Origin of the sequence: uncultured Deefgea sp. (assembly GCF_947072475.1) — a bacterium.
GTDB lineage: Bacteria > Pseudomonadota > Gammaproteobacteria > Burkholderiales > Chitinibacteraceae > Deefgea.
In genome coordinates this window covers 1-23,646 of sequence record NZ_CAMTIA010000019.1, presented here as the reverse complement: position 1 = coordinate 23,646, position 23,646 = coordinate 1, and the positions used below count along the sequence as shown (strand labels likewise).

Below are 23,646 nucleotides of genomic sequence, written 5' to 3'. Positions count from 1 at the left end.
TCGCTTGAGCGGTGTGAATCAGCAACAATGAAATCGAATGAGCCCATATTGCAGTTTGAAATCGATGAACTGGGCTGGTGCAATGCGGCCAAGCGGATACCGAGCCCCAATTGCGATGCTCGCCCAGCAGGACAAGCGCCCGATATGCTGGTGATTCACAATATTCATTTGCCACCGCAACCGGCAGGCGCGCTTGAATTTACTGGTCCGGACATTGAGCGGCTATTTACCAATACGCTGGATGTGGCTGATCACGCTTGTTATGCAGAGTTGGCGCAATTGCGGGTCTCGGCGCATTTTTTGATTCGCCGTAGTGGTGAAATCCTGCAATTTGTACCGTGTACGCTGCGCGCTTGGCATGCCGGCGTTTCATGTTGGCAAGCGCGTGAGCGCTGTAATGATTTTTCGATTGGTATTGAATTGGAAGGCTCGGACTTTGTACCGTTTATGCCAGCGCAATATGCAGCGTTGAATTCACTGGCTGCGGCATTACAGCGCCGCTACCCGCTGGCTTTTTTATTGGGGCATAGCGAGATTGCACCCGGGCGAAAAACCGATCCCGGCCCTTATTTTTACTGGGATTTGCTGTCGGCAACGATTTTGGAATTACGCCAAACTGGCAACATCAGCCAAAGCTAATGTTTATGCTGCGTTGCCGCAACGATTGACGTTTATTCATGCCCTAGTGACGGATCACAGGACTATAATCCGCATCCTCTACTTGGTTTGATAGAAATACACATGTCGACTTCTCAAGCGCAGGACCCAAAAAAGCTAGCCGGACTGATCGTCGGTGCGATCGGTGTGGTCTATGGCGATATTGGTACTAGCCCGCTGTACACTCTAAAAGAATGCTTTAACGGCCATGTGGCTCTAGATTTAAATCCGGCGAATATTTTAGGTATTTTATCGCTGATTTTTTGGAGCCTGATGATCGTCGTTTCGACCAAATACATCATGTTTATTATGCGTGCGGATAATCGCGGCGAAGGCGGTATTTTGGCCTTGATGGCCTTGGCGGCGCGTAATGCCACACCGGGTTCTCGCAAGGCGATGTGGATCACCATTATTGGTTTATTTGGCGCAGCGTTGTTTTATGGTGACTCCATCATTACCCCGGCGATTTCAGTGCTTTCGGCGCTAGAGGGGATTAGCATTGTTTCGCACACTTTTGATCCTTACATCATTCCGATTGCCGTTGTGGTGATGGTGCTGCTGTTTGGTATTCAAGCACGCGGTACGGCCAGTATGGGCAAGTTATTTGGCCCAATTACCATTGCGTGGTTTTTGGTACTGGCAGGCTTAGGGATTGCACAAATTATTAAAGCGCCTCAAGTCTTAAACGCACTGAACCCCTTGTATGCGATTGATTTTTTTATCACCAGTCCAAAAATTGCCTTTATTTTGCTCGGTGCAGTGGTGTTGGCATTGACCGGTGCAGAAGCCTTGTACGCCGATATGGGCCACTTTGGTCGTCCGGCGATTCGTTATGCATGGTTTGGTTTGGTGTTGCCCGCCTTGATGCTCAATTATTTAGGGCAGGGCGCGCTATTGTTGACCACCCCCGAAGCGATTAAAAACCCCTTTTATATGATGGCGCCAGGATGGATGGTGATGCCACTGGTGGTATTGGCCACTTGTGCGTCGATTATTGCTTCGCAAGCGGTTATTTCTGGGGCGTATTCGGTGACTAGCCAAGCGATTCAGCTCGGCTTTGTACCAAGAATGGATATCCAGCATACGTCTGAGCGTGAAATTGGCCAGATTTACATGCCGGGGATTAATTGGTTTTTATTGGCGTCGGTGATTTTGCTGGTGATTAGCTTTAAAACCTCGAGTAATTTAGCCGCCGCGTATGGTTTTGCGGTGACGTGCACCATGGTGATGACGACTTTGCTGGCGTTTATGGTATTGGGTCGTGGTTTGGCTGGCTGGAAAAAATATGGCTTATATGCGATGTTGAGCTTATTTTTAGTCGTCGATTTGGCCTTGTTTGCTTCTAACTCGCTCAAAATCCATGAAGGCGGCTGGTTCCCATTGGTGATTGGTTTGGTGGCCTTTATCTTGATGACGACGTGGAAGCGAGGGCGAAAAATGCTGTCGGCCAAGCTTCGCGAAGGTGAAATGCCATTAACTGGTTTTGTGGAAAGCCTTGAAGCACATCCGCCACAACGTGTTGAAGGCGTTTCAATCTTTATGACCGCCAATACCGACACCGTGCCGCATGCCTTATTGCATAATTTAAAACACAATAAAGTACTGCACGAGCAAGTGGTGTTCTTGACGGTGCAAACCAATGATATTCCCTATGTGCCACTCAAAGAGCGGGTCACGGTGCGGCGATTGGGCGATAGTTTTTATCAAATTGTGGCGACATTTGGCTTTAAAGAAGAACCCAATGTGCCCGAAGTGTTGCTACAAGTGACGCAGTTGCAGCCAGAATTGGTATTTGATGAAATGAATACGTCGTTCTTCTTGTCGCGTGAAACGATTGTTGAGGCGAAATATCCATCCATGAGCTGGTGGCGTCGTCGCTTGTTTAGTTTGATGAGTCGCAACGCCACGCGGGTTACCAACTTCTTTAAAATCCCACCGAACCGGGTGGTTGAAATGGGGATGCAGGTAGAGCTATAGGTATATGACTCTAAGCATTATTAGTTAAGGGTTAGCACCCTATACATCAACGCAGCCTACGGGCTGCGTTTTTTTATAGCTGTTTTAGTTGTGTAATACAGCGATCGGCGGCGGGGTGATTTTTATAGCCATGGCGTAACCAGACCGTTTGCATGCCCAATTTTTTGGCGGTGATTAGATTGTCGATACTGTCTTCAACCATGATGCAGTCGCTGGCTTTGAGTTTAAATTGGCGTAGCATTTGGTGATAAGCCTTGGGTATAGGCTTGGGGGTGAGATTGAGCGTGTCGATGGCGGCGATACCGATGAAATATCGCTCAATATCGAGCGCCGCCAGCATGGCTGTGGCGTAGGCAATGGGACCATTGGTAAATAAAATCTTGTTGCCGGTCAGTCTAGCCAGTGTGGATTTAAGCTGTGGCATTGGATGCACTTGGCTTAGTAGCTGCGGCAATGGATGGCAAGCGGCTAAAAAATGATGTGGGTTTAGGTGCGGATGGTGGCGAATCAAGCCCATTAAAGTTGCGCCATAGCGCCGCCAATAATCTTGGCGTAGCTGATTGGCGGCCGATGGCTGCAGTTGCAATTCACTTTGTAGCCAAGCGGTCATGGCCGAATCAATCACGGGAAAGGCATGCCGGCTAGCGTGATGCAGCGTATTGTCGAGATCAAAAATCCAGGTGGCTTGGGGCATAGTCGAGAAAATGGCCGATAAGATCGGCCATTGTGTCGAGTTTACTCAAGATAAACAATGCGTTTAGCTGTAAATATATTGCTCAAGTTGCTCAATAGTGAATTCTTGTTCGGCCATTTTTTCATGCACCAAATCTCCGATCGATAACACGCCCAGTACGGTGTCGCCGTCGAGTACCGGTAAGTGACGGATGCGTTTTTCTGTCATAAGCCCCATGCATTCATTGGTCGTGGCATTGGGCGGTACGCAAAGTAATTTATGCGTCATGATTTCTGCAACCGGTGTGTTGGACGAGGTTTTCCCCATTAAAACTACTTTGCGCGCGTAATCGCGCTCGGAGAAAATACCAACGAGTTTGTCGTTTTCCATTACCAAAATGGCACCGATATTGGCATCGGCCATCACTTGTAAGGCTTGATACACCGTCGCGTTCGGCGAGACAGCGACGGTCTCGTGTTTGTTTTTGGCGGCGAGCATTTGACGAGCGGTAGTCATTTCTAGTTTTCCCTTGGCTAAGCAGTGTTTTTACTGTAGCTGACAGGGTTTAACATGCAAGAAAAAAGGACGACTTTCGCCGTCCTTTTGACCATATTGATTGCAGCTTATTTGGCGCGAATCATCGTGCCAACGCCTTGCTCGGTCAGTACTTCAAGCAGTAAGGCATGTTTAACTCGGCCATCAATAATATGCACTGCATTCACGCCGCTTTTGGCGGCATCCAGTGCCGAAGCAATTTTCGGCAACATGCCGCCAGAGATGGTGCCGTCGGCAAATAATTCATCAATCCGACGCGCAGTGAGCTTGGTGAGTAGGTTACCTTCTTTATCCAAAACGCCTGGGGTATTGGTCATTAAGATGAGTTTTTCGGCCTTGAGCACTTCAGCCAATTTGCCAGCGACCAGATCGGCATTGATATTGAGGCTCTCACCAGTGGCATCAACGCCGATTGGCGCAATCACTGGAATAAAGTCGGCAGCGTCTAAATGCAGCACAATCGATGGGTCGATGCTTTGAATTTCGCCCACTTGGCCGATATCGATATTGTTTTCGCCCATATTGTCTTTGAGCATCATTTTACGCGCGCGGATAAAGTGGCCGTCTTGACCGGTTAAACCGACCGCTTTACCTCCGTGTTTATTAATCAGCGACACGATTTCTTTATTCACATGGCCACCTAAGACCATTTCAACCACATCCATCGTTTCGGCGTCGGTGACGCGCATGCCTTGGATGAATTCGCCTTTTTTGCCGATGCGATCGAGCAAATCATTAATTTGCGGACCACCACCGTGGACGACAACTGGATTCATACCGACGAGTTTGAGTAACACCACATCCGATGCGAACCCGTTTTTGAGCTCTTCATCAATCATTGCATTGCCACCGTATTTGATCACGATGGTTTTATCTAAGAAGCGCTGAATATACGGCAGGGCTTCAGACAGAATTTCGGCTTTGATTTGTGGGGTTATTTCAGGCACGGCGGTCTCCAGGATAGGCGGGACTAAATTGCCGCGATTGTACCGTATTCGTCAGAAATCTGGGGGTGGATTGTGTCGCAAAATAAATACCAGATGAATGCCTTTGAATGATTGACGCTGAAATCGCGAGTGTAGATAATAAATGAACGTTCATTTATTAGCGAAATGTCATGTGCCCCATAAAGTGTTGGTCGCGGCGTAAAGAAGCGCGGCCACAGGAAATCCTCGAGGCCGCTTTGGCCTTGTTTGTCGAAAAAGGCTATGCCGCCACCAAGATCGAAGACATTGCCCGTGCTGCAGGCGTAACCCGTGGCACGCCTTATTTATACTTTGCCAATAAAGAAGAAATCTTTAAGTCGGTGATTCGTTCCTTGCTGTTGCCGCAGCTGGCGATTGGCGCGACGCTATTGCAAGACTGGCAAGGCAGTGCGCGGGATCTGTTGCAAGAATTATTTCATTTGTGGTGGCGTAATGTCGGCGCCACATCGCTATCGGCGCTGCCCAAGTTGATGATTACTGAAGGGGGCAATTTTCCTGAGGTCATGCAGCTTTATAACGATGAAGTGCTTGCGCCGGGGCACGCGATGCTGCGGCAGGTGCTGACATTGGGCGTGGCGCGTGGTGAGTTTGTCATTAACGATATCGACTATGCCGCGCATATTTTATCTAGCCCGATGGTGATGGCCATGTTGCAGCAAAACACCCCCTTACATTGCTTACCCGCTGATTTTTCTGCCCAGCGTTACGTGCAGTGCACAGTGGATTTATTTTTAACCGGCCTTTTGGCCCGTCCTATGGATGTCTCTCATGCTCAATAAATGGTCAGTACCTCTGCTGGTCGCGATGGTGGTTTTAGCCGGTTGCAAATCCGAACAAAAGCCAGTCGAAGAAATTCGTCCGGTGCGCACCATGGTGGTCGGCGGGGCCTTACCTGCGGCGGCTGAGGTGTATAGCGGCGAGGTGAAAGCGCAGCATGAAGTGCCAATGGGGTTTCGCATTCCCGGCAAAATGATTTCGCGCGCAGTGAGTGTCGGCGACACGGTGAAAAAAGGCCAGGTGTTAGCGCAATTGGATGCCGGCGATGTGGCGCTGAACGCCACTGGCGCGCGCGCGGCTTTAGCTTCTGCGCAAGCGCAGTTAGCGCAAGCCAAGCTCGATTATCAGCGCTCGCAAGACTTGCATGCGCAAAATTTTGTGAGCCAAGCCGAGGTTGATAAACGGCAAACGACGCTGATTTCGGCGCAAAAACTCACCGAGCAAGCCAAGGCGCAAGTGGATTTGGCGAATAATCAGTCAAGTTACGCTCAGCTCATCGCTGATAGTGATGGGGTGATTACACAAACCTTGGTCGAACCCGGTGCGGTGGTTTCGGCGGGGCAATCGGTGCTGATGTTGGCCAAAGCTGGGCAGTATGAAGCGGTGATCGATGTGCCAGAAAATCGCGTTCAAGCGTGGCAGCCGGGGCAAAAAGTGGCGGTGCAACTGTGGGCCGATGCCAATCGAGAATTAGTCGGCACGGTGAGCGAAGTCGCCCCTGCTGCCGATAGTAAAACCCGCACCTTTCGCGTGAAGGTCGCGCTACCAGAAAAAAATGCCGCAGCACTGGGTATGACGATACAGGTTAGTCAGGTATTTGCTTCTAAAGAGATACCCAATGAAATATCAGTACCGATGTCGGCTGTTTTTGGTAAAGAGCAAATGATGCGAGTGTGGTTGGTGGATGCTAAAAACACCGTGCATAGCCAGCCGATTACTGTGCTGGGCCATCAAGGTCAGCAGGTCAGAATTCAAGGGATTTCCGCTAAATCGGTGGTGGTGACGGCTGGCGTGCATTTATTGCGTGAAGGGCAAAAAATCAAAATCTTGTCAGCAGCGCAAGGAGCACAGCCATGAACGAACAACGGCAGTCGTTTAATTTATCCGCTTGGGCGCTCACCCATCAGTCTTTAGTGCTGTATCTGATGGTGATCCTTTCTGTCGCTGGCATTCTGGCGTATACCCAGTTGGGGCAAAAAGAAGACCCAGAATTCACCTTTAAAGCGATGGTGGTGCGCAGTTTTTGGCCGGGCGCTTCCGCCGCCGAGGTTGAGCTGCAAGTCACTGATAAACTCGAAGAAGCACTGCAAGGTATTCCTGAGGTCGACTTTACCAAGAGCTACTCTCGCTCGGGGGAGGCGCTGATTACCGTGATGCTCAAAGAGAGCATTCGTGGCAAAGAAGTCAACGACGTGTGGTATCAAGTCCGTAAGCGCATTAACGACGCCAAGGGCAAAATGCCGCCTGGCGTGGTAGGGCCATTTTTTAATGATGAATTTGGTGAAACCTACGGTAGTTTGTATGCGTTTACGCGCGATGGGTTTAGCGACGCGGAGTTAAAAAAATACGTCGAGAACGTCAGAACCGAGTTGCTGCGGATTCCAGACATTAATAAAGCTACCTTGATTGCGCCGCAAGACGAAAAAATCTACGTTGAATATCGCAGCGCCAAGTTAGCAACGCTGGGCATTACCCCACTGCAAATTAATCAAGTGCTGGCTGCGACCAATACGGTGACGCCGGCAGGTGTGGTTGAAGGCAATGACGAGAGGGTGTTTTTACGCGTTAGTGGTGAGTTTGACGCCATCGCCGCGATTAAAGCCACGCCGATCACCGTCAATGGCAAAACCTTTCGCGTCAGCGATGTGGCCGAGGTGTATCGCGCCTCGCTCAATCCAGCGGAAACGCGGATGTATTACCAAGGTCAGCCGGCGATTGGCTTAGGTATTTCAATGCGTAAAGGCGGCAATGTGCTCAAAATGGGCGAGCAAATTGACGCTGTGCTGCAGCAAGCTAAGCAAAATTTACCGGTCGGCATCGAAATTCAAGCGGTTTCGGATCAGCCCGCAGTCGTGAAGTCGGCCGTGCATATCTTTATGAAATCCTTGCTTGAAGCGGTGGTGATTGTGCTGGCGGTGAGCTTTTTGGCGCTGGGATTTCGGATGGGGATTGTAGTGGCCTTGTCGATTCCGCTGGTGCTGGCACTGACGTTTTTGTGCATGAAAATCTTTAATTTGGAATTACAGCGCATCTCATTGGGGGCGCTGGTGATTGCCCTCGGGCTATTGGTCGACGACGCGATTATTGCGGTTGAAATGATGGCGTTGAAATTAGAACAAGGCTGGGATCGCTTTAGTGCAGCCACTTTTGCCTATAGCTCGACGGCGTTTCCAATGCTGACCGGTACTTTAATTACCGCAGCGGGGTTTTTACCGGTCGGCCTGGCTAAATCGAATGCGGGTGAATATACCTTCTCGATTTTTGCTGTTGTCGGTATTGCATTGATTATGTCGTGGATTGTTGCGGTGCTGTTTACGCCGTATATGGGCTATCACTTGCTGCCAGAAAATCTTAAAGAGCATCCGCATGACGCGCATAGTGGCAAGTTTTACACCGCGTTTCGCCGCTGGGTGACGTGGTGCATTACTTGGCGTAAGACCACGATTGCGCTGACCTTGGGTGCGTTTGTGATGTCGGTGATTTTATTTGCCATTGCCGTACCCAAGCAGTTTTTCCCAGCGTCCAGCCGGCCAGAGTTGATGGTGGATTTATGGCTGCCGTATACCGCGTCATTTAACGCCACTGAGCAAGAAGTCAAAAAAATCGAAGCGATTTTGATGAAGGACCCCGATGTCGCTAGCGTGACTAGCTATGTGGGCGTCGGCTCGCCGCGTTATTACATGCCGCTTGATGAACAAATGCCAAACTTAAATTTTGGCCAGTTGACGGTAATGACCAAAGACGAGCACGTTCGCGAGAATGTCTATAAGCGCGTGAAGCAGTTATTTGATAACGACTTTCCGAATGTGCGTGGTCGAGTAACTCGGCTAGAGAATGGCCCGCCAGTGGGTTATCCGGTGCAATTTCGGGTGATTGGTGCTGATCAGCGCGAGCTGAAAAAAATTGCCAATGACGTTGCTAATCTCATGCGGCAGAATCCAAACCTGCGCCAAGTGCACACCGATTGGGGTGAGCAAGTTAAAGTGCTGCGTTTGGACGTGGATCAAGATAAATTGCGTGCTGCCGGTTTAACGTCGCAGCAATTGGCGCAATCATTGCAAATGGCCGTCTCGGGTGTGACCGCAACGGCGCTGCGTGAAGATAATTTGCAGATTGAAGTGATTAGTCGTTTAGCGCCCGATGAGCGCACACGGCTCGATTACTTAGCCAACTTGCCGATTCCTCTGCCATCAGGGGTTAGCGTGCCCTTGTCGCAACTGGCAAAAATCAAGTTAGAAAGCGAAGAGAGCATTATCTGGCATCGCAACCGCGTACCGGCGTTAACGGTGCGGGCCGATGTGATTGGCAAAGCGCAAGCGCCGGATGTGTCCAATGCTTTGTGGCCGAAAATGCAAGAGATTCAAGCCAAACTACCGGTGGGCTACCATATCGAAGCCGGTGGCACGGTGGAAGCGTCGAAAATATCGCAAGAATCCATCGCGGCGGTGATGCCTTTGATGCTGATTGTGGTAATGACTTTATTAATGATTCAACTGCAAAGCATTCAAAGAATGATTATGGTGTTGCTGACCGCGCCATTGGGGATGATTGGGGTAACGATTGCGTTGTTATTATTCCAAGCGCCATTTGGCTTTGTCGCCACCTTGGGGGTGATTGCGCTGTCGGGCATGATTATGCGTAATTCGGTGATTTTAATGGACCAGATTGAGCAAGATATTCATCATGGCAGTGCGCCATGGGATGCGGTGATTGATTCGGCCGTGCGCCGTTTTAGACCGATTATGCTCACTGCGCTGGCGGCGATTTTGGCGATGATTCCACTGACGCGCGATACCTTTTGGGGGCCGATGGCGATTGCGATTATGGGCGGATTGTTTGTCGCTACGATTTTAACGCTGCTGTTTTTACCTGCGCTGTATGCCGCGTGGTTTAAATTAAAGCCCGCTCAAGCGGCATAACGTCATCCAAAGTAGCACTTAAGACGTTATGCATGGCGGTACTAGTGGGTTGCGCTGTGCGATTGTATCTAGCGCGGCGCAAACTCTGGCGTTAACAGACCCTGTTTACGAATTGATAATTGGATTAAAAATGAAAAAAAACGTATTGATATTGAGCCTCGCCTTATTCAGTGCGCCTAGTTTTGCCGCTGATTTATTGGCAGCTTGGCGGGCGGCTCAGCAATATGACCCGAGTTTTTCTGCCGCACGGTATGCGCAGATTGCGGGCAGTGAAAAAAAGCAGCAGGGCCAATCTTTATTGTTGCCAACAGTGACACTCGGCGCCAATGTAGCGCATTCGGACAATGAATATTTACCCGGCAATGCCAACGCTAGCGTTTCGAGCAATCAAAGTGGCCATGGATATAACTATGGCGTAACGGCCACTCAGCCGATTTATCGCGTTGACGCATTTGCTTTAGCCGATCAATTAAAAACCCAAGCTCAATTGGCCGATGTGGCATTTAAAGCGGCTGAGCAAGATTTGATATTACGCGTGGCTAAAACGTATTTTGAGGTTTTGGCAGCCGATGAAAAAGTCGCTTTAGCGATGGCAGAAAAAAAAGCCATTGGCGAGCAATTGGCCTTTGCTAAAAAAGCTTTTGAAGTCGGCGTGGCCACCATTGCCGACACCGATGAAGCACAAGCGAGTTATGACAGTATCTTGGCCGAAGAAGTGGTGGCAAAAAATGACTTAGTCGTAAAACAAAATGCATTTACTTTGCTGACGGGTCTAAATGCCCAATCAATTGCGCGTTTACGCGAAAATATCGCCCCTACTTTAGCTGCGCCCAATGATATTTCGGTCTGGTTGAAAAAATCGAGTGATACCAGTTTAAATATTGGTAGCCAATTATTGCAATTAGATATTGCCAAGCGTGAAGTCGATAAATATCGATTTGAAAGCAGCCCGCAAGTTAATTTAGTGGCGAATTATGGTCAGAATTGGGAAGCAAGTGGTATCTCTCGATCTGGCGGTTTAGATCAAACCAACAAAGGCGCAATTACGTTACAGCTGTCTATTCCACTGTATACCGGTGGTCGTCGTTCATCTGAATTACGCGAAGCCGCCGCCAAAGAATCAGAACAAAAACAAACATTAGAAGCCACTCGCCGCAGTACTGAGCAATCCACCACGCAAGCCTTTTTAGGGGTTAATGCCGGTGCAGCGCAAATTAATGCTTTAGAACAGGTATTAAAGTCGAGTCAGAGTTTATTAGCTTCGAGTAAATTAGGCCGTGATGTTGGCGTAAGAACAACAGTGGATGTATTGAATGCAGAACAAAAACTTTATAATACGCGTTATGCATTAACCGTTGCCCGTTACACCTATCTTTACACCCGATTGCAACTGGCTGCCGTTGTTGGTGATTTAGATGAAAAACAACTGTATGCAGTAAATCAATGGTTGGTCCAATAAATATTGAATGCAATATTCGCCTTGAATTATTAGAATTGAGGCCGCATAATCATTTGGTATTGATCAAACATAGCATTATACGAGGAGTAACAAATGGATTTATCAACTTTAGGTTACCAAGAATTAGTTGAGTTGCGTGCACAACTAGATGGTGAATTAGTTCGTCGTAAAGAACAAGAAAAAAGCCGTATTTTGAGCCAATTGCAAAGCGCAGCTGCGGCTAGCGGTTTTACTATTGCTGAATTATTGGGTGAAGTATCTGGCAAAAAAGGCGCGAAGAAAGCACCTGCAGCGGCTGCTTATATCAATCCAGCAGATGCCAGCCAAACTTGGTCTGGCCGTGGTCGTAAACCACAATGGGTTCACGATGCAATCGCTAATGGCGCAACATTGGATACATTAAAAATCTAAGTATTGATTTTTAAATAATGTAAATAGAACAGGGCGCTTAGTCGCCCTGTTTGTATTTCTAAATTTGTAATTATTTACCATTGATTAATGTCGAGCCAAGCTATGTCCCATGCTTTAACTGCTAAATTAAATCCCCAGCAAGCGGCTGCGGTTGAATTGCCCGCCGAACACGCTTTAATTTTAGCTGGGGCTGGCAGTGGCAAAACCAGTGTATTAACCACAAGAATTGCATGGCTATTATCCACCGGACAAATAAGCCCTTCGGGTTTATTAGCGGTGACCTTTACCAATAAATCAGCCAAAGAAATGTTGTCGCGAATTACCGCCATGTTGCCACTCAATCCGCGCGGATTATGGGTGGGGACATTTCATGGTTTATGTAATCGAATGTTACGTTTGCATCATCGCGATGCAGGCCTGCCCGAAGCGTTTGCGATTTTGGATCAATCAGAGCAATTGAGTGCGATTAAGCGGGTATTAAAATTACTGACTTTAGATGACGATCAATATCCTCCGCGTACCGTACAGCAGTATATTAATGGCCATAAAGAAAATGGCCGTCGCGCTGCTGATGTTGAGGCGTGGGATGATTACTCTCGCCAATTGAAATTGGCGTATGAAGAATATGAAAAACAATGCAATCGAGAAGGCGTAGCTGACTTTTCCGAGCTACTCCTTCGGTGTTATGAATTATTGTCGTATAAGCCTGAAATTCGAGCGCATTACCAACAGCGTTTTTCGCATATTTTAGTTGATGAATTTCAAGACACTAATCGATTGCAATATGCTTGGCTTAAATTATTAGCCGGGCAAAATTCGGCTATTTTTGCGGTTGGCGATGATGATCAATCGATTTACGCATTTCGCGGTGCGAATGTGGGCAATATGATTGATTTTCAATCAGATTTTTTAGTGAAGCATGTGATTCGTTTAGAGCAAAACTATCGCAGTCACGGCAATATCCTTGACGCTGCCAATGCAGTGATTAGCCATAATACCCAGCGCTTGGGAAAAGAATTATGGACTCAGGCCAGTGCTGGTGAATTGATTCGGGTTTTTGAGGCCAGCTCTGATTTTGAAGAAGCGCAATTTATTGTTGAAGAAGCGCAAGCTTTAATTCGCGACGGCATGGCGGCGAGTGAAATTGCGATTTTGTATCGCAGTAATGCGCAATCGCGAATTATTGAGCATGCGCTGTTTTCTGCGGGCGTGGCTTATCGGGTGTATGGCGGTTTACGCTTTTTTGAGCGCCAAGAAATCAAACACGCTTTGGCGTATTTGCGCTTAATGGCCAATCCCAGCGATGACAACGCCTTGCTGCGGGTGATTAACTTCCCAACTCGCGGAATTGGCGCGCGTAGCGTAGAGGCGATGGTTGAAAAAGCCCGCTTAGAAGGTTGCTCACTGTGGCAAGCCGCGTGTATGGGCGCAGCAGGGCGTGGTGCGGCAGCCTTGGGCAAGTTTGTTGGCATCATTGATGCCATGCGCAATCAAATTGCCGGTTTGGCGATGACTGACGTGGTGCAGGTGATGCTAGAGCTTTCTGGCCTGCTGGCGCATTACCAAAAAGACAAAGATGGCGAAGAGCGGGTTGCCAACTTGGCAGAGCTGGTGAATGCGGCAGCGACGTTTATTAGTGAAGATGAAAACAATCTGATCGCCTTTTTATCGCACGCCAGTTTAGAGGCGGGTGACCATCAAGCGGGTGAGCATGAAGAAGCCTTGCAATTGATGACGGTGCATGCGGCCAAAGGCTTGGAGTTTAACGCGGTGTTTTTGTCTGGCCTTGAAGAAGGCTTGTTTCCACATGAAAACAGCAGTAAAGATCAAGCCAGTGTCGAAGAAGAGCGACGCTTAATGTATGTGGCGATTACGCGCGCTCGCCAGCGTTTGTATCTAACGTTGGCGCAAAGCCGCATGCTGCATGGGCAAACTCGCTATGGTGTGGCGAGTCGCTTTTTGGATGAAATCCCACAAGTGCTATTAAAGTATTTAAATCGCGGTTATGCGCCCAGTAGTTATAGTTCGGCCGCACCGAGTAGTTTTAATGCTGCGGCGACAGCAAAACCGGTGGCGGGGCCTAAAAAATCTACGCCCGAGCATGGCTTGGCGATTGGTTGCAAGGTGGAGCACCCTAAATTTGGCCTTGGCGTGGTCACCGACCATGAAGGCGGGGCGACAGGGAATGTGCAGGTGAACTTTGCGCAGCATGGCAGTAAATGGTTGGCGGTCGCCTACGCTAAATTGAAAGTCGTTTGATGGTATTGGGCTGCAGGCTTTGTTCAGTCTGTGGTCGCTGCCAATACCCAATATAAAAAATCGCCATGCGCCAAGTTCATCCTGATGCGTTGACCGAGCGCGCCGCGATGACAGGTATTGCGGTGCATACGACGGAAAGTGATATTTCGGCGTATCAAATGGCTTGTTGAACAAAGCGCAGCAATGCGTCGCCCTTGGGCATGATGTTGGGTTGGGTTGGGCGCAACGCAGACCGCAGACCGAACATCGAACATGCTAGCGTGAAGCAGCGCAGCTTGGCGTACGACCTGTTCTAGAACTAGAGCTGCTAGAACCAGAACCAGAACTAGAACCAGAACCAGAACCAGAACTAGAACGAGGCGCGTGAGCGCGGCAAGCGCGGCAAGCGCTCACGTCGCCCAACTTGGGGTGAGTTCGGATTGAGGTGATTCTTGCGACGATTTGCCGTTTTTTTTGTCTTCCAAATGCAACTGACTTGCACCAAGGGTGGTTTTTTGTATATCCTTGCCGCTAATTGCAGCGACTTTGGCCTGCGTGGAGTGGTGTTTTGAAGCGTTTGTTGTCTCGATTTAATCTATTTGGCTTTTTTGCCATGGCCGGTTGGCAGCGATTATTGTGTATCGCGCCGCTATTGGCTGCGTTGTGGGCGTTTACTTTTTGGGCGATGCAATCGTGATCGAAGTTGAACACCTGACTTTATGCTATCGCGATCGCGCGGCAGTGCATGCGCTAACGGGCCGTTTTGTCGCAGGCAGCCATACCGCGGTGGTTGGCCCCAATGGCGCCGGTAAGTCAACGCTCTTGGCGGCGCTCGCTGGTGTCAAGCAGCCTGATGAGGGGCATATTCATCGGCATGGCGCGATTGCGTATTTGGCGCAGTTGTCGACGCTGGACAAACAGTTTCCACTCACTGTGCGCGAATTGGCTTTGGCGGGAACATGGCAGCGGCGCGGCGCATGGCGCGGTTTATCTAAAGCTGATTGCTTGCGTGCCGATGCGGCGTTGGATCGAGTCGGTTTGAGTGATTTTATTCAATCCCCCATGGGTAATTTATCTGGCGGGCAATTGCAGCGCGCTCGTTTTGCCCGCTTGATTGTTGAAGACGCCGATGTTTTGCTGCTCGACGAGCCTTTTGCCAATGTGGACACCGAAACCATCGCCAATTTATTGGCGGTGCAAGACGATTGGCATCGCGCCGGAAAAACGCAAATTACCGTACTGCACGATATGAGCCAAGTTCGCGCGCACTATCCGCAAACCTTATTATTGGCGCAATCAGCTTTGGCTTGGGGCGATACCCCAGAAGTGTTAACGCCGGAAAATCTACAAGAAGCCAATCGCCGCGCGCAGCATTGGCGCAATGATGCGACATGGTGCCAAGAGTGTTAAATCAAAAACTTTCACCACAGAGGCACAGAGGCCCAGAGACCCGCACTGAGCTTGAGTCCCTAACTCGTGCGTCTGTTGTTTTTCCTCTGTGTCTCTGCGCCTTTGTGGTTGCTTTTAAAATGGGCGAGTCATGCTAATCCCCAATATTGAATTATTTAACGCCCTAGGCGAATTTGCATTTATGCGCCGCGCCTTGGTGGGCAGTTTGGCTTTGGCAGTGGGTTGTGCGCCAGTGGGGGTATTACTCTTACTGCGGCGGATGTCCTTGTTTGGCGACGCACTCTCCCATGCGGTATTGCCCGGTGCGGCGATTGGCTTTTTGCTCGGCGGCTTGTCTTTGCCGTGGCTGGCCGGCGGTGGTTTGGTCGCTGGTTTGCTGGTGGCGCTAGCGGCAGGCTTTGCGGCGCGCAAAACGCGACTGAATGAAGACGCGAGTTTTGCAGGATTTTATTTATTGGCCTTAGCCATTGGCGTACTGATCGTCTCGAAATGGGGCAGTAGCGTCGATTTGATTCATTTGCTATTTGGCTCGGTACTGGCAATTGATGATCCTTCGCTGTTGATTGTGAGCTCGGTGGCGTCGATTACCTTGATTTGGCTGGCACTGGAATACCGCGGCATTGTGCTCGAATGCGCTGATTCGGGTTTTATCGCGGCGACCACGGGCAATGGCGCGCGGTTTCATATTGGCTTTGTCATTATCGCGGTACTGAATTTTGTCGCCGCGTTTCAAGCCATGGGTACCTTAATGGCGGTGGGCTTGATGATGTTACCCGCAGCAACGGCGCGGTTGTGGGCTGAGCGTTTGTCGATGTTGTTTGTGGCTGCATGGATTGTGGCCCTCGCGTCGTGCCTATTTGGCTTGATGGCGTCGTATCAATGGGATTTACCTTCGGGGCCGGCGATTGTGCTGGTGGCGGGCGGCTTGTATTGTTTTTCTTTAGTCTTCGCACCTTTTGGTTTGTGGGCGCAGCGCCGCAAAGCGCGCCGTCATCATGCGATTTAATGGCAATTCAATACGAATAAATCGCGATGTGCAGGTATAGCGCGGTAAGCTTTTTTGGCTAAGCGCTTGCTGCATATACCTCGAGTTTTTATGGTGTCGCCATCGGCGGCACTGGTTTCAAGTTCAAAATGCAGCACTTCGATGTGCTTTGTTGCTTAACGTGGGTGTCGAAGGACACGCCGATTAAATGGGAATGTGATGCGCTCAATATTTGCTGTGATGTGTTTGCTGCTGAGTTCGTTCAGCTTTGCCGCGCCACTGAAGGTCGTTGCCAGCTTTAGTATTTTGGGCAATCTAGTGCAAGAAGTAGGTGGGGACCACGTGCAAGTGAATACGCTGGTGGGGCCGGGCGAGGACGCGCATGTGTGGCAAGCCAAACCCGCCGATCTCAAAAAACTGTCGGGCGCTTCGCTGTTTTTTGTTAATGGGCTGGGTTATGAAGGCTGGCTCAAACGCGTTGAACAAGCCGCTGCCTACAAAGGCAAAGTCATTACGGTGACCCAAGGCCTAAAGCCTTTGGCATTGGATGATGATCATGGCCACAGCCATGGCAAAGTGGATCCGCATGCTTGGCATGATCCGCGCGCCGTGTTGTTGATGGTCGATCAAATTAGCGCGGCCTTGCAAGCGGCCGACGCTAGCCATGCGGCGGCTTATCAAGCCAATGCGGCAGCGTTTAAAGCCAAAATCACGCAGTTGGATCAACGCACTGCAGCGGCTTTTGCCGCAATTGCAAGTAGCAAAAAGAAAGTGGTCACTTCGCACGATGCCTTGGGTTATTTAGGCCATCGTTATGCGATTGAGTTTTTCCCATTGCAAGGCATCTCGACCGAAGCCGAACCGAGCGCCAAAGAAATGGCGCGCTTAATTCGCGAAATGCGTAAAAGCCAGATCAAAGCGGTGTTTGCCGAAAATATCAGCAATCCAAAATTGATTGACCAAATCGCCCGCGAAACCGGCGCTAAAGTTGGCCCACCGATTTACTCCGATGCCTTGGCTAAACAAGCGCCAGCCAATAGTTGGTTAGGCTTATTTGAATACAATACCCAAGCTATTTTGCGCGCTTTACAGTAAGCTGCGGCGCTGATCGCGGTGCAAGGCGCGGGTTTGATTGAAGCGCGCTGACTTGTTTTTTTAATGCTAACGCCGGCCATTGCCGGCGATTTTTTGTGTAAACGTATGACGCATCCCAGCCCTAGGCATAAACATCGTTTCATTGTTTTAGATAGCTTTCGTGGCCTTTGTGCCTTGAGCGTGGTCGTGTTTCATCTGCATTTATGGCAAGGCTTTAGCGAGTGGGACTTTTTTCGCTCGGCCGGCTTAATGGTGGAGTTTTTCTTTACGCTCAGTGGTTTTGTGCTGGCCTATCGCTATCAGCAAGAAGCGATGAATGGCCGCGGGTTTGCCCGCTATATGGTGAGCCGGTTTTTTCGGATTTATCCGCTGCATCTGGTGATGTTGCTGCTGTTTACGGTGTTGCTATTTCTGCAAGTGGGTAGTAATGCATGGGCAATGAGTGGGCAATGGTTGTATCAAATTGTCTTGCTGCAAGCTTGGCTGCCAGCGGCAGACCCGTTTGCCTTTAATGGCCCGGCATGGAGTATCAGCGTGGAGTTCTATCTCTATGTGCTGTTCGGGCTAATACTCTGGGCTAGCTGTCGTTTTCAGCGTTGGGCTTTTGCGCTGGTGCTGCTTGGCTGCTCGGCGTGTGTGTATTGGCAAGCCGATTTTGTTGGCAGCGGCGGGTTTCGCGGCATCACGTGTTTTTTCTTAGGCGCTTTGGCGTATCACGGTTTTGATGTGATTCATCGTTGGCATATTGGCCGTGTTTTAGGCTGCATCATTGAGGTATTGCTCTTAATCGCTTTGTATGTGGTGATTACCGCGCAATACCCCATGAAGAGCTTTTTTGCTGCCTGGGCATTCGCGGTGGCGATTATCGGTTTTGCGTTTGAAAGCGGCATGATTTCTCGCGTCCTGCGGCAAGCGTGGTGGGTGAATCTGGGTAAATGGTCGTTTTCAATTTATCTCACGCATTACGCCTTGGTGCATTTGATTCAAGCCGGATTTGAAGCCTTTCTGCCGCAATGGCTTCGCGTAGGCAATGGCTTGGTGTATCTCAGTAGCGGTAGTGCTTGGGGTGATAATTTAATCGGCTTGTCGATTTTGGCCTTGGTGTTATGGCTGTCACGCTGGAGTTATCAGGCGATTGAATTGCGCGGTATTCGTTGGGGCAAGCAAGTTTTGGCACGCGCTTAAACCACTTGTGTAATGCGACCGATCGTCGCTTACCCCGTCGATGGCGGGCTTCAGGTAAAATCGAACATTATTTGACGTGAACAAGACAGCCATGTGGAAACCCAATGCCACCGTTTGCGCGGTGATCGAAAAAGACGGTCGATTTTTACTGGTTGAAGAGCGCATTGAGGGTGAGTTAAAACTCAATCAACCGGCGGGCCATATTGAATTTGGCGAATCGATTATCGCCGCTTGCCAGCGTGAAACGCGTGAAGAAACCGCGTATGCATTCACGCCAACGGCGTTTCAGGGGCTATATCAATGGACGGTACCGGGTAGTGAGCGAACTTATTTGCGCTTTGCTTTTACTGGTTTGTTGGGTGAATGCGATTACACGCTGTCGCTCGATGACGGCATTGAAGCGGCAGTATGGTTAACGCGCGAAGAGATTGTGGCGCGAGCCGATCAGCACCGCAGCCCTTTATTATTGGCGTGTGTGGACGATTATTTGGCGGGGCAGTCGTACCCGCTGGCGGTACTGAAAGATTTTGATAGGTTAGCGAAATGACAAAAATTGTGATTGGATTGTCCGGCGGCGTGGATTCGTCGGTAGCGGCGCATTTACTCAAAGCGGCGGGGCATGAAGTGCACGGCGTGTTTATGCAAAACTGGGAAGACGACAATAGCGACGAATATTGCTCGATTAAAGAAGACAGCATGGACGCGATTGCGGTGGCCGATTTGCTCGGCATCGACATCGAGCTGGTCAATTTTGCGACTGAGTACAAAGACCGAGTATTCGCGCATTTCTTGGCCGAATACGCCGCTGGCCGCACGCCCAATCCGGATATTTTGTGTAATAGCGAAATCAAATTCAAATCGTTTTTGGAATTCGCCATCAAGCTTGGCGGAGCCAAATTGGCAACGGGCCATTACGCCAAAACACGCTTGCGTGCCGACGGCCGCACCGAAATGCTACGCGCAGCCGATCAAAGCAAAGATCAAACGTACTTCTTGTATCGCCTGAGCCAAGAGCAGATCTCGCACGCGGTGTTCCCGCTGGGCGACTTGCAAAAAACCGAGGTGCGGGTGATTGCTGAGCAAATTAATTTGCCGAATGCCAAGAAAAAAGATTCCACCGGCATTTGCTTTATCGGCGAGCGGCCGTTCCGTGAGTTTTTAAATCGTTACCTGCCAAAAACACCGGGCAAAATGGTCACGCCCGAGGGCAAAGTGATGGGCGAGCATCAAGGCCTGATGTACCACACGCTCGGCCAGCGCGGTGGTCTTGGCATCGGTGGCACCAAAGGCAATACCGAGCCATGGTTTGTCGCGGGCAAAAATCTCGAGACCAATGAGCTACTGGTGGTGCAGGGTCACGATCATCCGCTGCTGCTCAATACCACCCTGATCGCCAAAGATTGCTCATGGATTCTGGGCGAAACCCCGCTTGAGGGCCGCTACACCGCCAAAACTCGTTATCGCCAACAAGACGCGGCATGCACGCTGAGCTACGTCGACGGCGGCGTGAAGCTGGTGTTCGACGAGCCGCAATGGGCGATGACACCGGGGCAATCGATGGTGCTGTATAAAGATGAAGTTTGCTTGGGTGGGGGGATTATTCAGTAAGCCATCAAAACAGGGGGCGTAAAATTGTGGAATATATGTTTCATTTCATTTAGCGATAATGCACTTATGAATCGACTGAGTTAGGCTAAAGTCGGCTAATTAGTTGATATTCAAGGAAGGGAAATGGATCAGAAAACAAGCAAAGTTCATATTGAATCAACTCGGCTTTTGATTAATCCTTTTTCCGCCAGTGATGCGGACGAGGCCTTTGCTTGCATTACATCCACGCTTACTCGTTTTATGTCATGGGATCCACCCGATAGCCGTGAAGATTTTGACTCGGTCTGGCGGTCTTGGTTATCTACTATCGATGATGGAACGGACTATGTTTTCGCGATACGTCACATCAGTGACAGTAGTTTCCTTGGTTTGGTTGGCCTCCATCACTTACGAAGCGTTACTCCAGAGCTGGGCATATGGATTAGAGAGGATCGTCATCTGCAAGGATTTGGCCGTGAAGCAGTAGGCTTAATAGCGCAATGGGCTTCGCAGGAGATGGATGTTACAAGCTTCATTTATCCAGTTGCAGAAGACAATCGTCCGAGCCGACTCATCGCAGAGTCTCTGAATGGGGTAATTGTCGATCGTTGTGTAACACGGAAATACAACTCCGTTGTTTATCGTATACCTAGCCAGCATCGTAGCTCCGATTAGCGAAGCGTAATAGGAGGAATGTCATGCGTACGATTACGCTTCGCTAAATCGTACCTACTTGTTGCTATTTTATGGATTCTTCACTTCGCTCATTAAAAAAGCCACTCAATCGAGTGGCTTTTTCATGGGTATTGCTACGCAACCATTGTCTGCAAATGGCTGGAGTTAAATACATCTATTGCATGGTTTCCATCTTCGGGCTGCGGCCCATTAGGTCGGTGATGATTTCGCTGACCGGGACGTTTTCAAACAGCACTTGGCAAACGGCGCGGCTGATTGGCATTTCGATATTCAGCGCAGCAGCTTGGCTCACCACTTCACGTGCAGTCGGTACGCCTTCGGCGACGTGGCCGAGGTTTTTTAACACTTCGTCTAAATTCAAACCTTGCGCCAGCAACAGTCCAACACGGCGGTTGCGCGATAAATCGCCAGTCGCGGTCAGCATCAAGTCGCCAATCCCCGCCAAACCCATCATCGTTTCGGCTTTGCCACCCAGCGCAGTCGAGAAGCGCGCCATTTCAGCCAGGCCACGGGTGAGTAATGCGGCGCGTGCATTGAGGCCAAGGTTTAAACCATCAGCAACGCCAGCGGCAATCGCCATCACGTTTTTCACTGCGGCGCCGATTTCAACGCCGATTAAATCGTCGCTGGCATAAAGACGCAGCACGCTCGTATTCAAATCTTGCACTACTTGCTGAGCAAAAGCGGCGTCGCTCGATGCGATGGTCACGGCAGCAGGTAGGCCTTTGGCGACTTCTTGCGCAAAACTAGGGCCAGATAACATCCCGCGCGGGATTGCATCATCCATTTCTTCGATCGCGACTTGATGCGGCAATTTCATCGTACCGGCTTCAAGGCCTTTACACGCCCATAGCACTGGCGCAGTGCTGCCGAGTTCGCGTAGCGCTTTGAGTGTATTGCGCAATCCAGACATTGGCGTCACGATCAGGATCAAGCCCGCATCGGCAACGGCGTCAGCAAGTGTTGCGGTCACGCTGAGATTGTCAGGAAAAGGCGCGTCGGCGAGATAGCGCTGATTACAGCGTTCTGCCTGCATGTGTGTTACTTGTTCGGCCTCACGCGACCACAGGCTGACGGTTTGGCGGTCAGCAAATCGAATGGCAAGGGCAGTGCCCCAAGCGCCAGCGCCTAAAACAGCAAGTTTCAATGGGTATTCCTCTTGATTGCGCGGAGAGTCGACGCCTTAAGCGCCCCAAACATCTTCCATACGAATGAAGCCCGCTGGAGCGTCGCGATGTTTGACTTTAAGCCAGCCTGAGCCCGCAGAGTCGAGTAGTTCAAGTAGTACATTACGTTCTACTTTATAGATGGTCGCCGATGATTTATTCGCCGCTTGGTGCACGGCACTTGGACGGCTGACTTGTAGGTAGCGACGCGCGAGTACGTCGGATTTTTTAATCCAGCTCAGTGTGCCATCACGATCGCGAACGCGAATCCAGTCGCCTTGCTCGCTGAGCATTTCGAGTGGAATGTTGGCACTGAGAATAAAACGTTTGCTGGCCGTGTCGGCAGGGGCATCATAAACAATGACGCCGTGGCGTGCGGTTGAGCGGTAATCAACCGCCTGAGCGCCACTTGCCAAAACGGCAAGTAGGCTCATGGCGCACACTCGATTTAATAACGCTGATCGCGTTATTAAATTAATGTGTGATTTGTTCATTAGCTTCTTGTGCTGCGGCTTCAGCTTGTTGGCGTTGTTGCATATAAATGCCTTCAAAGTTGATTGGCTGCAAGAGCAATGGTGGGAAGCCTGCGCGAGTTGTTAAGTCAGAAACGGCTTCACGTAGGTAAGGGAATAAAATACTTGGGCAGCCAATGCCGAGCAGTGGGTCAAGTTCAGTTTCTGGCACGTTTTCGATTTGGAATAAACCGGCTTGAGTAATTTCAACCAAGAAAATAGTCCGATCTTCAGCAGTTGCAGTGGCAGTCACTGTTAAGCTGGCTTCAAAAAAACCATTGTCAAAGCTACGCGCTTGATTGCGGAACTGAATGTTAAATTCTGGCTGTTCTTGTTCCATAAATGCATTCGGTGCACTTGGTGATTCAAGCGAGATATCTTTTACATAGAGTTTTTGTACGGCAAAAATCGGTTGTTGTACTTCTTGAGTTTCTTCGCTCATGATCATCCCTTAAAAACGGTTGCGTATATATAAAACTAAATTTTACGGTGCTTCAATAGAAATCATCGCATAGTTTGCGATGTCAATGCCATCGAGACGATACTATTTATTCAGTAATGGGTCGAGTTTACCGGCGCGATCCAGCGCAGCGAGGTCATCAAAGCCACCCACATGAAAATCGTCGATATAAATTTGCGGCACAGTACGTTGACCACGCTCTACCATCACTTGTCTTTGGCTCGGATCGAGATCGACTCGGATTTTAACTAAATCAGTAATCCCTTTGTGTTGCAATAAGCGCTCAGCGCGGTCGCAATATGGGCAAGTACCCGTGCTATACATTGTTACTTTCGCCATCTATTTATTCCTCAAACGGTATTTGTTCTTTAATCTTGTTAAGAACATAGGGGCAAATGAAGCGGAAACAAGACGTAGGGTGGTTTTTTCATGATTGAGAGGGGTGAATATGGTTTCGATGGTTTTAAATTTTATGCTTTTGGAATTTTTTTGATGGTTTATTAGATAATATATGAGCATTTGAATTTAATAAGATAACTATCTTAGTTTTAAATTGATAAAATGTTTTAAATTAGATCGTATTTAATTCAACAACTTAGCGTCTTAGTCCTATTTTGTTTATCACAAGGTGTTGACGTGATCGCAGGGCTGCCGTATATTTCGGCCTCTCTGCTGCTG

The 23,646-nt window shown here is 49.5% G+C and carries 23 protein-coding genes; 16 read left to right on the top strand and 7 right to left on the bottom strand.

Annotated elements, in window-relative coordinates:
- The first annotated feature begins 27 nt into the window (after nucleotides 1-27).
- Together ampD and Q0V82_RS08330 are read left to right on the top strand one after the other, a co-directional pair.
- A complete protein-coding gene (gene ampD / locus Q0V82_RS08335; RefSeq protein WP_297574695.1) occupies nucleotides 28-639 on the top strand; it encodes a 1,6-anhydro-N-acetylmuramyl-L-alanine amidase AmpD in 612 nt (203 codons plus the stop codon).
- A 102-nt stretch (nucleotides 640-741) separates the two neighbouring features.
- Nucleotides 742-2,634, top strand: a complete 1,893-nt coding sequence (locus Q0V82_RS08330; protein ID WP_297574616.1) for a potassium transporter Kup — start codon at nucleotides 742-744, stop codon at nucleotides 2,632-2,634.
- A 73-nt stretch (nucleotides 2,635-2,707) separates the two neighbouring features.
- Here the strand turns inward: Q0V82_RS08330 and Q0V82_RS08325 are convergent, their stop codons facing one another.
- The 3 genes from Q0V82_RS08325 to argB all read right to left on the bottom strand — a co-directional run bounded on the left by Q0V82_RS08325 (nucleotide 2,708) and on the right by argB (nucleotide 4,809).
- Complete coding sequence (locus Q0V82_RS08325; RefSeq protein ID WP_297574614.1) at nucleotides 2,708-3,328, bottom strand: pyrimidine 5'-nucleotidase; 621 nt, start codon at nucleotides 3,326-3,328, stop codon at nucleotides 2,708-2,710.
- A 63-nt stretch (nucleotides 3,329-3,391) separates the two neighbouring features.
- Nucleotides 3,392-3,823, bottom strand: coding sequence for a CBS domain-containing protein (locus tag Q0V82_RS08320; protein ID WP_297574612.1), 432 nt, complete (start codon nucleotides 3,821-3,823; stop codon nucleotides 3,392-3,394).
- Nucleotides 3,824-3,930: 107 nt separating this feature from the next.
- Complete coding sequence (argB, locus tag Q0V82_RS08315; protein WP_297574610.1) at nucleotides 3,931-4,809, bottom strand: acetylglutamate kinase; 879 nt, start codon at nucleotides 4,807-4,809, stop codon at nucleotides 3,931-3,933.
- Nucleotides 4,810-4,979: 170 nt separating this feature from the next.
- Between argB and Q0V82_RS08310 the strand changes: the two genes are divergently transcribed.
- From Q0V82_RS08310 to Q0V82_RS08245, 14 genes are all read left to right on the top strand, one after another.
- Nucleotides 4,980-5,627, top strand: a complete 648-nt coding sequence (locus Q0V82_RS08310) for a TetR/AcrR family transcriptional regulator (protein WP_297574607.1) — start codon at nucleotides 4,980-4,982, stop codon at nucleotides 5,625-5,627.
- Nucleotides 5,617-6,702 (top strand): efflux RND transporter periplasmic adaptor subunit, encoded by a 1,086-nt coding sequence (locus Q0V82_RS08305; RefSeq protein ID WP_297574604.1) that lies wholly within the window; start codon nucleotides 5,617-5,619, stop codon nucleotides 6,700-6,702. Before Q0V82_RS08310 ends, Q0V82_RS08305 begins: the two co-directional genes overlap by 11 nt.
- Nucleotides 6,699-9,764, top strand: a complete 3,066-nt coding sequence (locus Q0V82_RS08300) for an efflux RND transporter permease subunit (protein ID WP_297574601.1) — start codon at nucleotides 6,699-6,701, stop codon at nucleotides 9,762-9,764. Before Q0V82_RS08305 ends, Q0V82_RS08300 begins: the two co-directional genes overlap by 4 nt.
- A gap of 130 nt (nucleotides 9,765-9,894) precedes the next feature.
- On the top strand, nucleotides 9,895-11,223 hold the full coding sequence (locus Q0V82_RS08295; protein WP_297574598.1) for a TolC family outer membrane protein: 1,329 nt from the start codon (nucleotides 9,895-9,897) through the stop codon (nucleotides 11,221-11,223).
- Between the two features lie 93 nt (nucleotides 11,224-11,316).
- Nucleotides 11,317-11,634, top strand: coding sequence for an H-NS family nucleoid-associated regulatory protein (locus Q0V82_RS08290; protein ID WP_173533099.1), 318 nt, complete (start codon nucleotides 11,317-11,319; stop codon nucleotides 11,632-11,634).
- Nucleotides 11,635-11,736: 102 nt separating this feature from the next.
- Complete coding sequence (locus Q0V82_RS08285; protein WP_297574593.1) at nucleotides 11,737-13,893, top strand: UvrD-helicase domain-containing protein; 2,157 nt, start codon at nucleotides 11,737-11,739, stop codon at nucleotides 13,891-13,893.
- Nucleotides 13,894-14,440: 547 nt separating this feature from the next.
- Nucleotides 14,441-14,569 carry a hypothetical protein gene (locus tag Q0V82_RS08280; RefSeq protein WP_255587982.1) on the top strand — a complete coding sequence of 43 codons (129 nt, stop codon included), beginning with the start codon at nucleotides 14,441-14,443 and terminating at the stop codon, nucleotides 14,567-14,569.
- The gene (locus Q0V82_RS08275) at nucleotides 14,566-15,282 is read left to right on the top strand and encodes a metal ABC transporter ATP-binding protein (protein WP_297574588.1); all 717 of its coding nucleotides are present in this window, start codon (nucleotides 14,566-14,568) and stop codon (nucleotides 15,280-15,282) included. Before Q0V82_RS08280 ends, Q0V82_RS08275 begins: the two co-directional genes overlap by 4 nt.
- 130 nt (nucleotides 15,283-15,412) lie before the next feature.
- A complete protein-coding gene (locus Q0V82_RS08270) occupies nucleotides 15,413-16,288 on the top strand; it encodes a metal ABC transporter permease (protein ID WP_221022053.1) in 876 nt (291 codons plus the stop codon).
- 198 nt (nucleotides 16,289-16,486) lie between these two features.
- Entirely contained in the window at nucleotides 16,487-17,362 is an 876-nt protein-coding gene (locus Q0V82_RS08265) for a metal ABC transporter solute-binding protein, Zn/Mn family (RefSeq protein WP_297574585.1), read from the top strand.
- Nucleotides 17,363-17,467: 105 nt separating this feature from the next.
- Nucleotides 17,468-18,547 carry an acyltransferase gene (locus Q0V82_RS08260; RefSeq protein ID WP_297574582.1) on the top strand — a complete coding sequence of 360 codons (1,080 nt, stop codon included), beginning with the start codon at nucleotides 17,468-17,470 and terminating at the stop codon, nucleotides 18,545-18,547.
- 91 nt (nucleotides 18,548-18,638) lie between these two features.
- A complete protein-coding gene (locus tag Q0V82_RS08255; protein ID WP_297574579.1) occupies nucleotides 18,639-19,094 on the top strand; it encodes an NUDIX hydrolase in 456 nt (151 codons plus the stop codon).
- Complete coding sequence (gene mnmA / locus Q0V82_RS08250; protein ID WP_297574576.1) at nucleotides 19,091-20,155, top strand: tRNA 2-thiouridine(34) synthase MnmA; 1,065 nt, start codon at nucleotides 19,091-19,093, stop codon at nucleotides 20,153-20,155. The genes Q0V82_RS08255 and mnmA overlap by 4 nt, the downstream gene beginning before the upstream one ends.
- 123 nt (nucleotides 20,156-20,278) lie before the next feature.
- Entirely contained in the window at nucleotides 20,279-20,809 is a 531-nt protein-coding gene (locus Q0V82_RS08245) for a GNAT family N-acetyltransferase (RefSeq protein WP_297574573.1), read from the top strand.
- 175 nt (nucleotides 20,810-20,984) lie between these two features.
- Here the strand turns inward: Q0V82_RS08245 and Q0V82_RS08240 are convergent, their stop codons facing one another.
- The 4 genes from Q0V82_RS08240 to grxC all read right to left on the bottom strand — a co-directional run bounded on the left by Q0V82_RS08240 (nucleotide 20,985) and on the right by grxC (nucleotide 23,307).
- Nucleotides 20,985-21,977: an NAD(P)H-dependent glycerol-3-phosphate dehydrogenase gene (locus Q0V82_RS08240; protein ID WP_297574570.1), complete on the bottom strand. Its 993-nt coding sequence runs from the start codon at nucleotides 21,975-21,977 to the stop codon at nucleotides 20,985-20,987.
- 36 nt (nucleotides 21,978-22,013) lie between these two features.
- The gene (locus Q0V82_RS08235; protein ID WP_297574568.1) at nucleotides 22,014-22,430 is read right to left on the bottom strand and encodes an SH3 domain-containing protein; all 417 of its coding nucleotides are present in this window, start codon (nucleotides 22,428-22,430) and stop codon (nucleotides 22,014-22,016) included.
- A gap of 40 nt (nucleotides 22,431-22,470) precedes the next feature.
- The gene (secB, locus tag Q0V82_RS08230) at nucleotides 22,471-22,950 is read right to left on the bottom strand and encodes a protein-export chaperone SecB (protein WP_173533111.1); all 480 of its coding nucleotides are present in this window, start codon (nucleotides 22,948-22,950) and stop codon (nucleotides 22,471-22,473) included.
- Between the two features lie 102 nt (nucleotides 22,951-23,052).
- A complete protein-coding gene (gene grxC / locus Q0V82_RS08225; RefSeq protein ID WP_173533112.1) occupies nucleotides 23,053-23,307 on the bottom strand; it encodes a glutaredoxin 3 in 255 nt (84 codons plus the stop codon).
- Between the last annotated feature and the right edge of the window lie 339 nt (nucleotides 23,308-23,646).

What these genes read in the sequence shown, in the direction of transcription:
- ampD (WP_297574695.1), top strand. Translation starts at nt 28, where the DNA reads ATGAAATCGAATGAGCCCATATTGCAGTTTGAAATCGATGAACTGGGC.
- Q0V82_RS08330 (WP_297574616.1), top strand. Translation starts at nt 742, where the DNA reads ATGTCGACTTCTCAAGCGCAGGACCCAAAAAAGCTAGCCGGACTGATC.
- Q0V82_RS08325 (WP_297574614.1), bottom strand. Translation starts at nt 3,328, where the DNA reads ATGCCCCAAGCCACCTGGATTTTTGATCTCGACAATACGCTGCATCAC.
- Q0V82_RS08320 (WP_297574612.1), bottom strand. Translation starts at nt 3,823, where the DNA reads ATGACTACCGCTCGTCAAATGCTCGCCGCCAAAAACAAACACGAGACC.
- Q0V82_RS08310 (WP_297574607.1), top strand. Translation starts at nt 4,980, where the DNA reads ATGTGCCCCATAAAGTGTTGGTCGCGGCGTAAAGAAGCGCGGCCACAG.
- Q0V82_RS08305 (WP_297574604.1), top strand. Translation starts at nt 5,617, where the DNA reads ATGCTCAATAAATGGTCAGTACCTCTGCTGGTCGCGATGGTGGTTTTA.
- Q0V82_RS08300 (WP_297574601.1), top strand. Translation starts at nt 6,699, where the DNA reads ATGAACGAACAACGGCAGTCGTTTAATTTATCCGCTTGGGCGCTCACC.
- Q0V82_RS08295 (WP_297574598.1), top strand. Translation starts at nt 9,895, where the DNA reads ATGAAAAAAAACGTATTGATATTGAGCCTCGCCTTATTCAGTGCGCCT.
- Q0V82_RS08290 (WP_173533099.1), top strand. Translation starts at nt 11,317, where the DNA reads ATGGATTTATCAACTTTAGGTTACCAAGAATTAGTTGAGTTGCGTGCA.
- Q0V82_RS08285 (WP_297574593.1), top strand. Translation starts at nt 11,737, where the DNA reads ATGTCCCATGCTTTAACTGCTAAATTAAATCCCCAGCAAGCGGCTGCG.
- Q0V82_RS08270 (WP_221022053.1), top strand. Translation starts at nt 15,413, where the DNA reads ATGCTAATCCCCAATATTGAATTATTTAACGCCCTAGGCGAATTTGCA.
- Q0V82_RS08265 (WP_297574585.1), top strand. Translation starts at nt 16,487, where the DNA reads ATGCGCTCAATATTTGCTGTGATGTGTTTGCTGCTGAGTTCGTTCAGC.
- Q0V82_RS08260 (WP_297574582.1), top strand. Translation starts at nt 17,468, where the DNA reads ATGACGCATCCCAGCCCTAGGCATAAACATCGTTTCATTGTTTTAGAT.
- Q0V82_RS08255 (WP_297574579.1), top strand. Translation starts at nt 18,639, where the DNA reads ATGTGGAAACCCAATGCCACCGTTTGCGCGGTGATCGAAAAAGACGGT.
- mnmA (WP_297574576.1), top strand. Translation starts at nt 19,091, where the DNA reads ATGACAAAAATTGTGATTGGATTGTCCGGCGGCGTGGATTCGTCGGTA.
- Q0V82_RS08245 (WP_297574573.1), top strand. Translation starts at nt 20,279, where the DNA reads ATGGATCAGAAAACAAGCAAAGTTCATATTGAATCAACTCGGCTTTTG.
- Q0V82_RS08235 (WP_297574568.1), bottom strand. Translation starts at nt 22,430, where the DNA reads ATGAGCCTACTTGCCGTTTTGGCAAGTGGCGCTCAGGCGGTTGATTAC.
- secB (WP_173533111.1), bottom strand. Translation starts at nt 22,950, where the DNA reads ATGAGCGAAGAAACTCAAGAAGTACAACAACCGATTTTTGCCGTACAA.
- grxC (WP_173533112.1), bottom strand. Translation starts at nt 23,307, where the DNA reads ATGGCGAAAGTAACAATGTATAGCACGGGTACTTGCCCATATTGCGAC.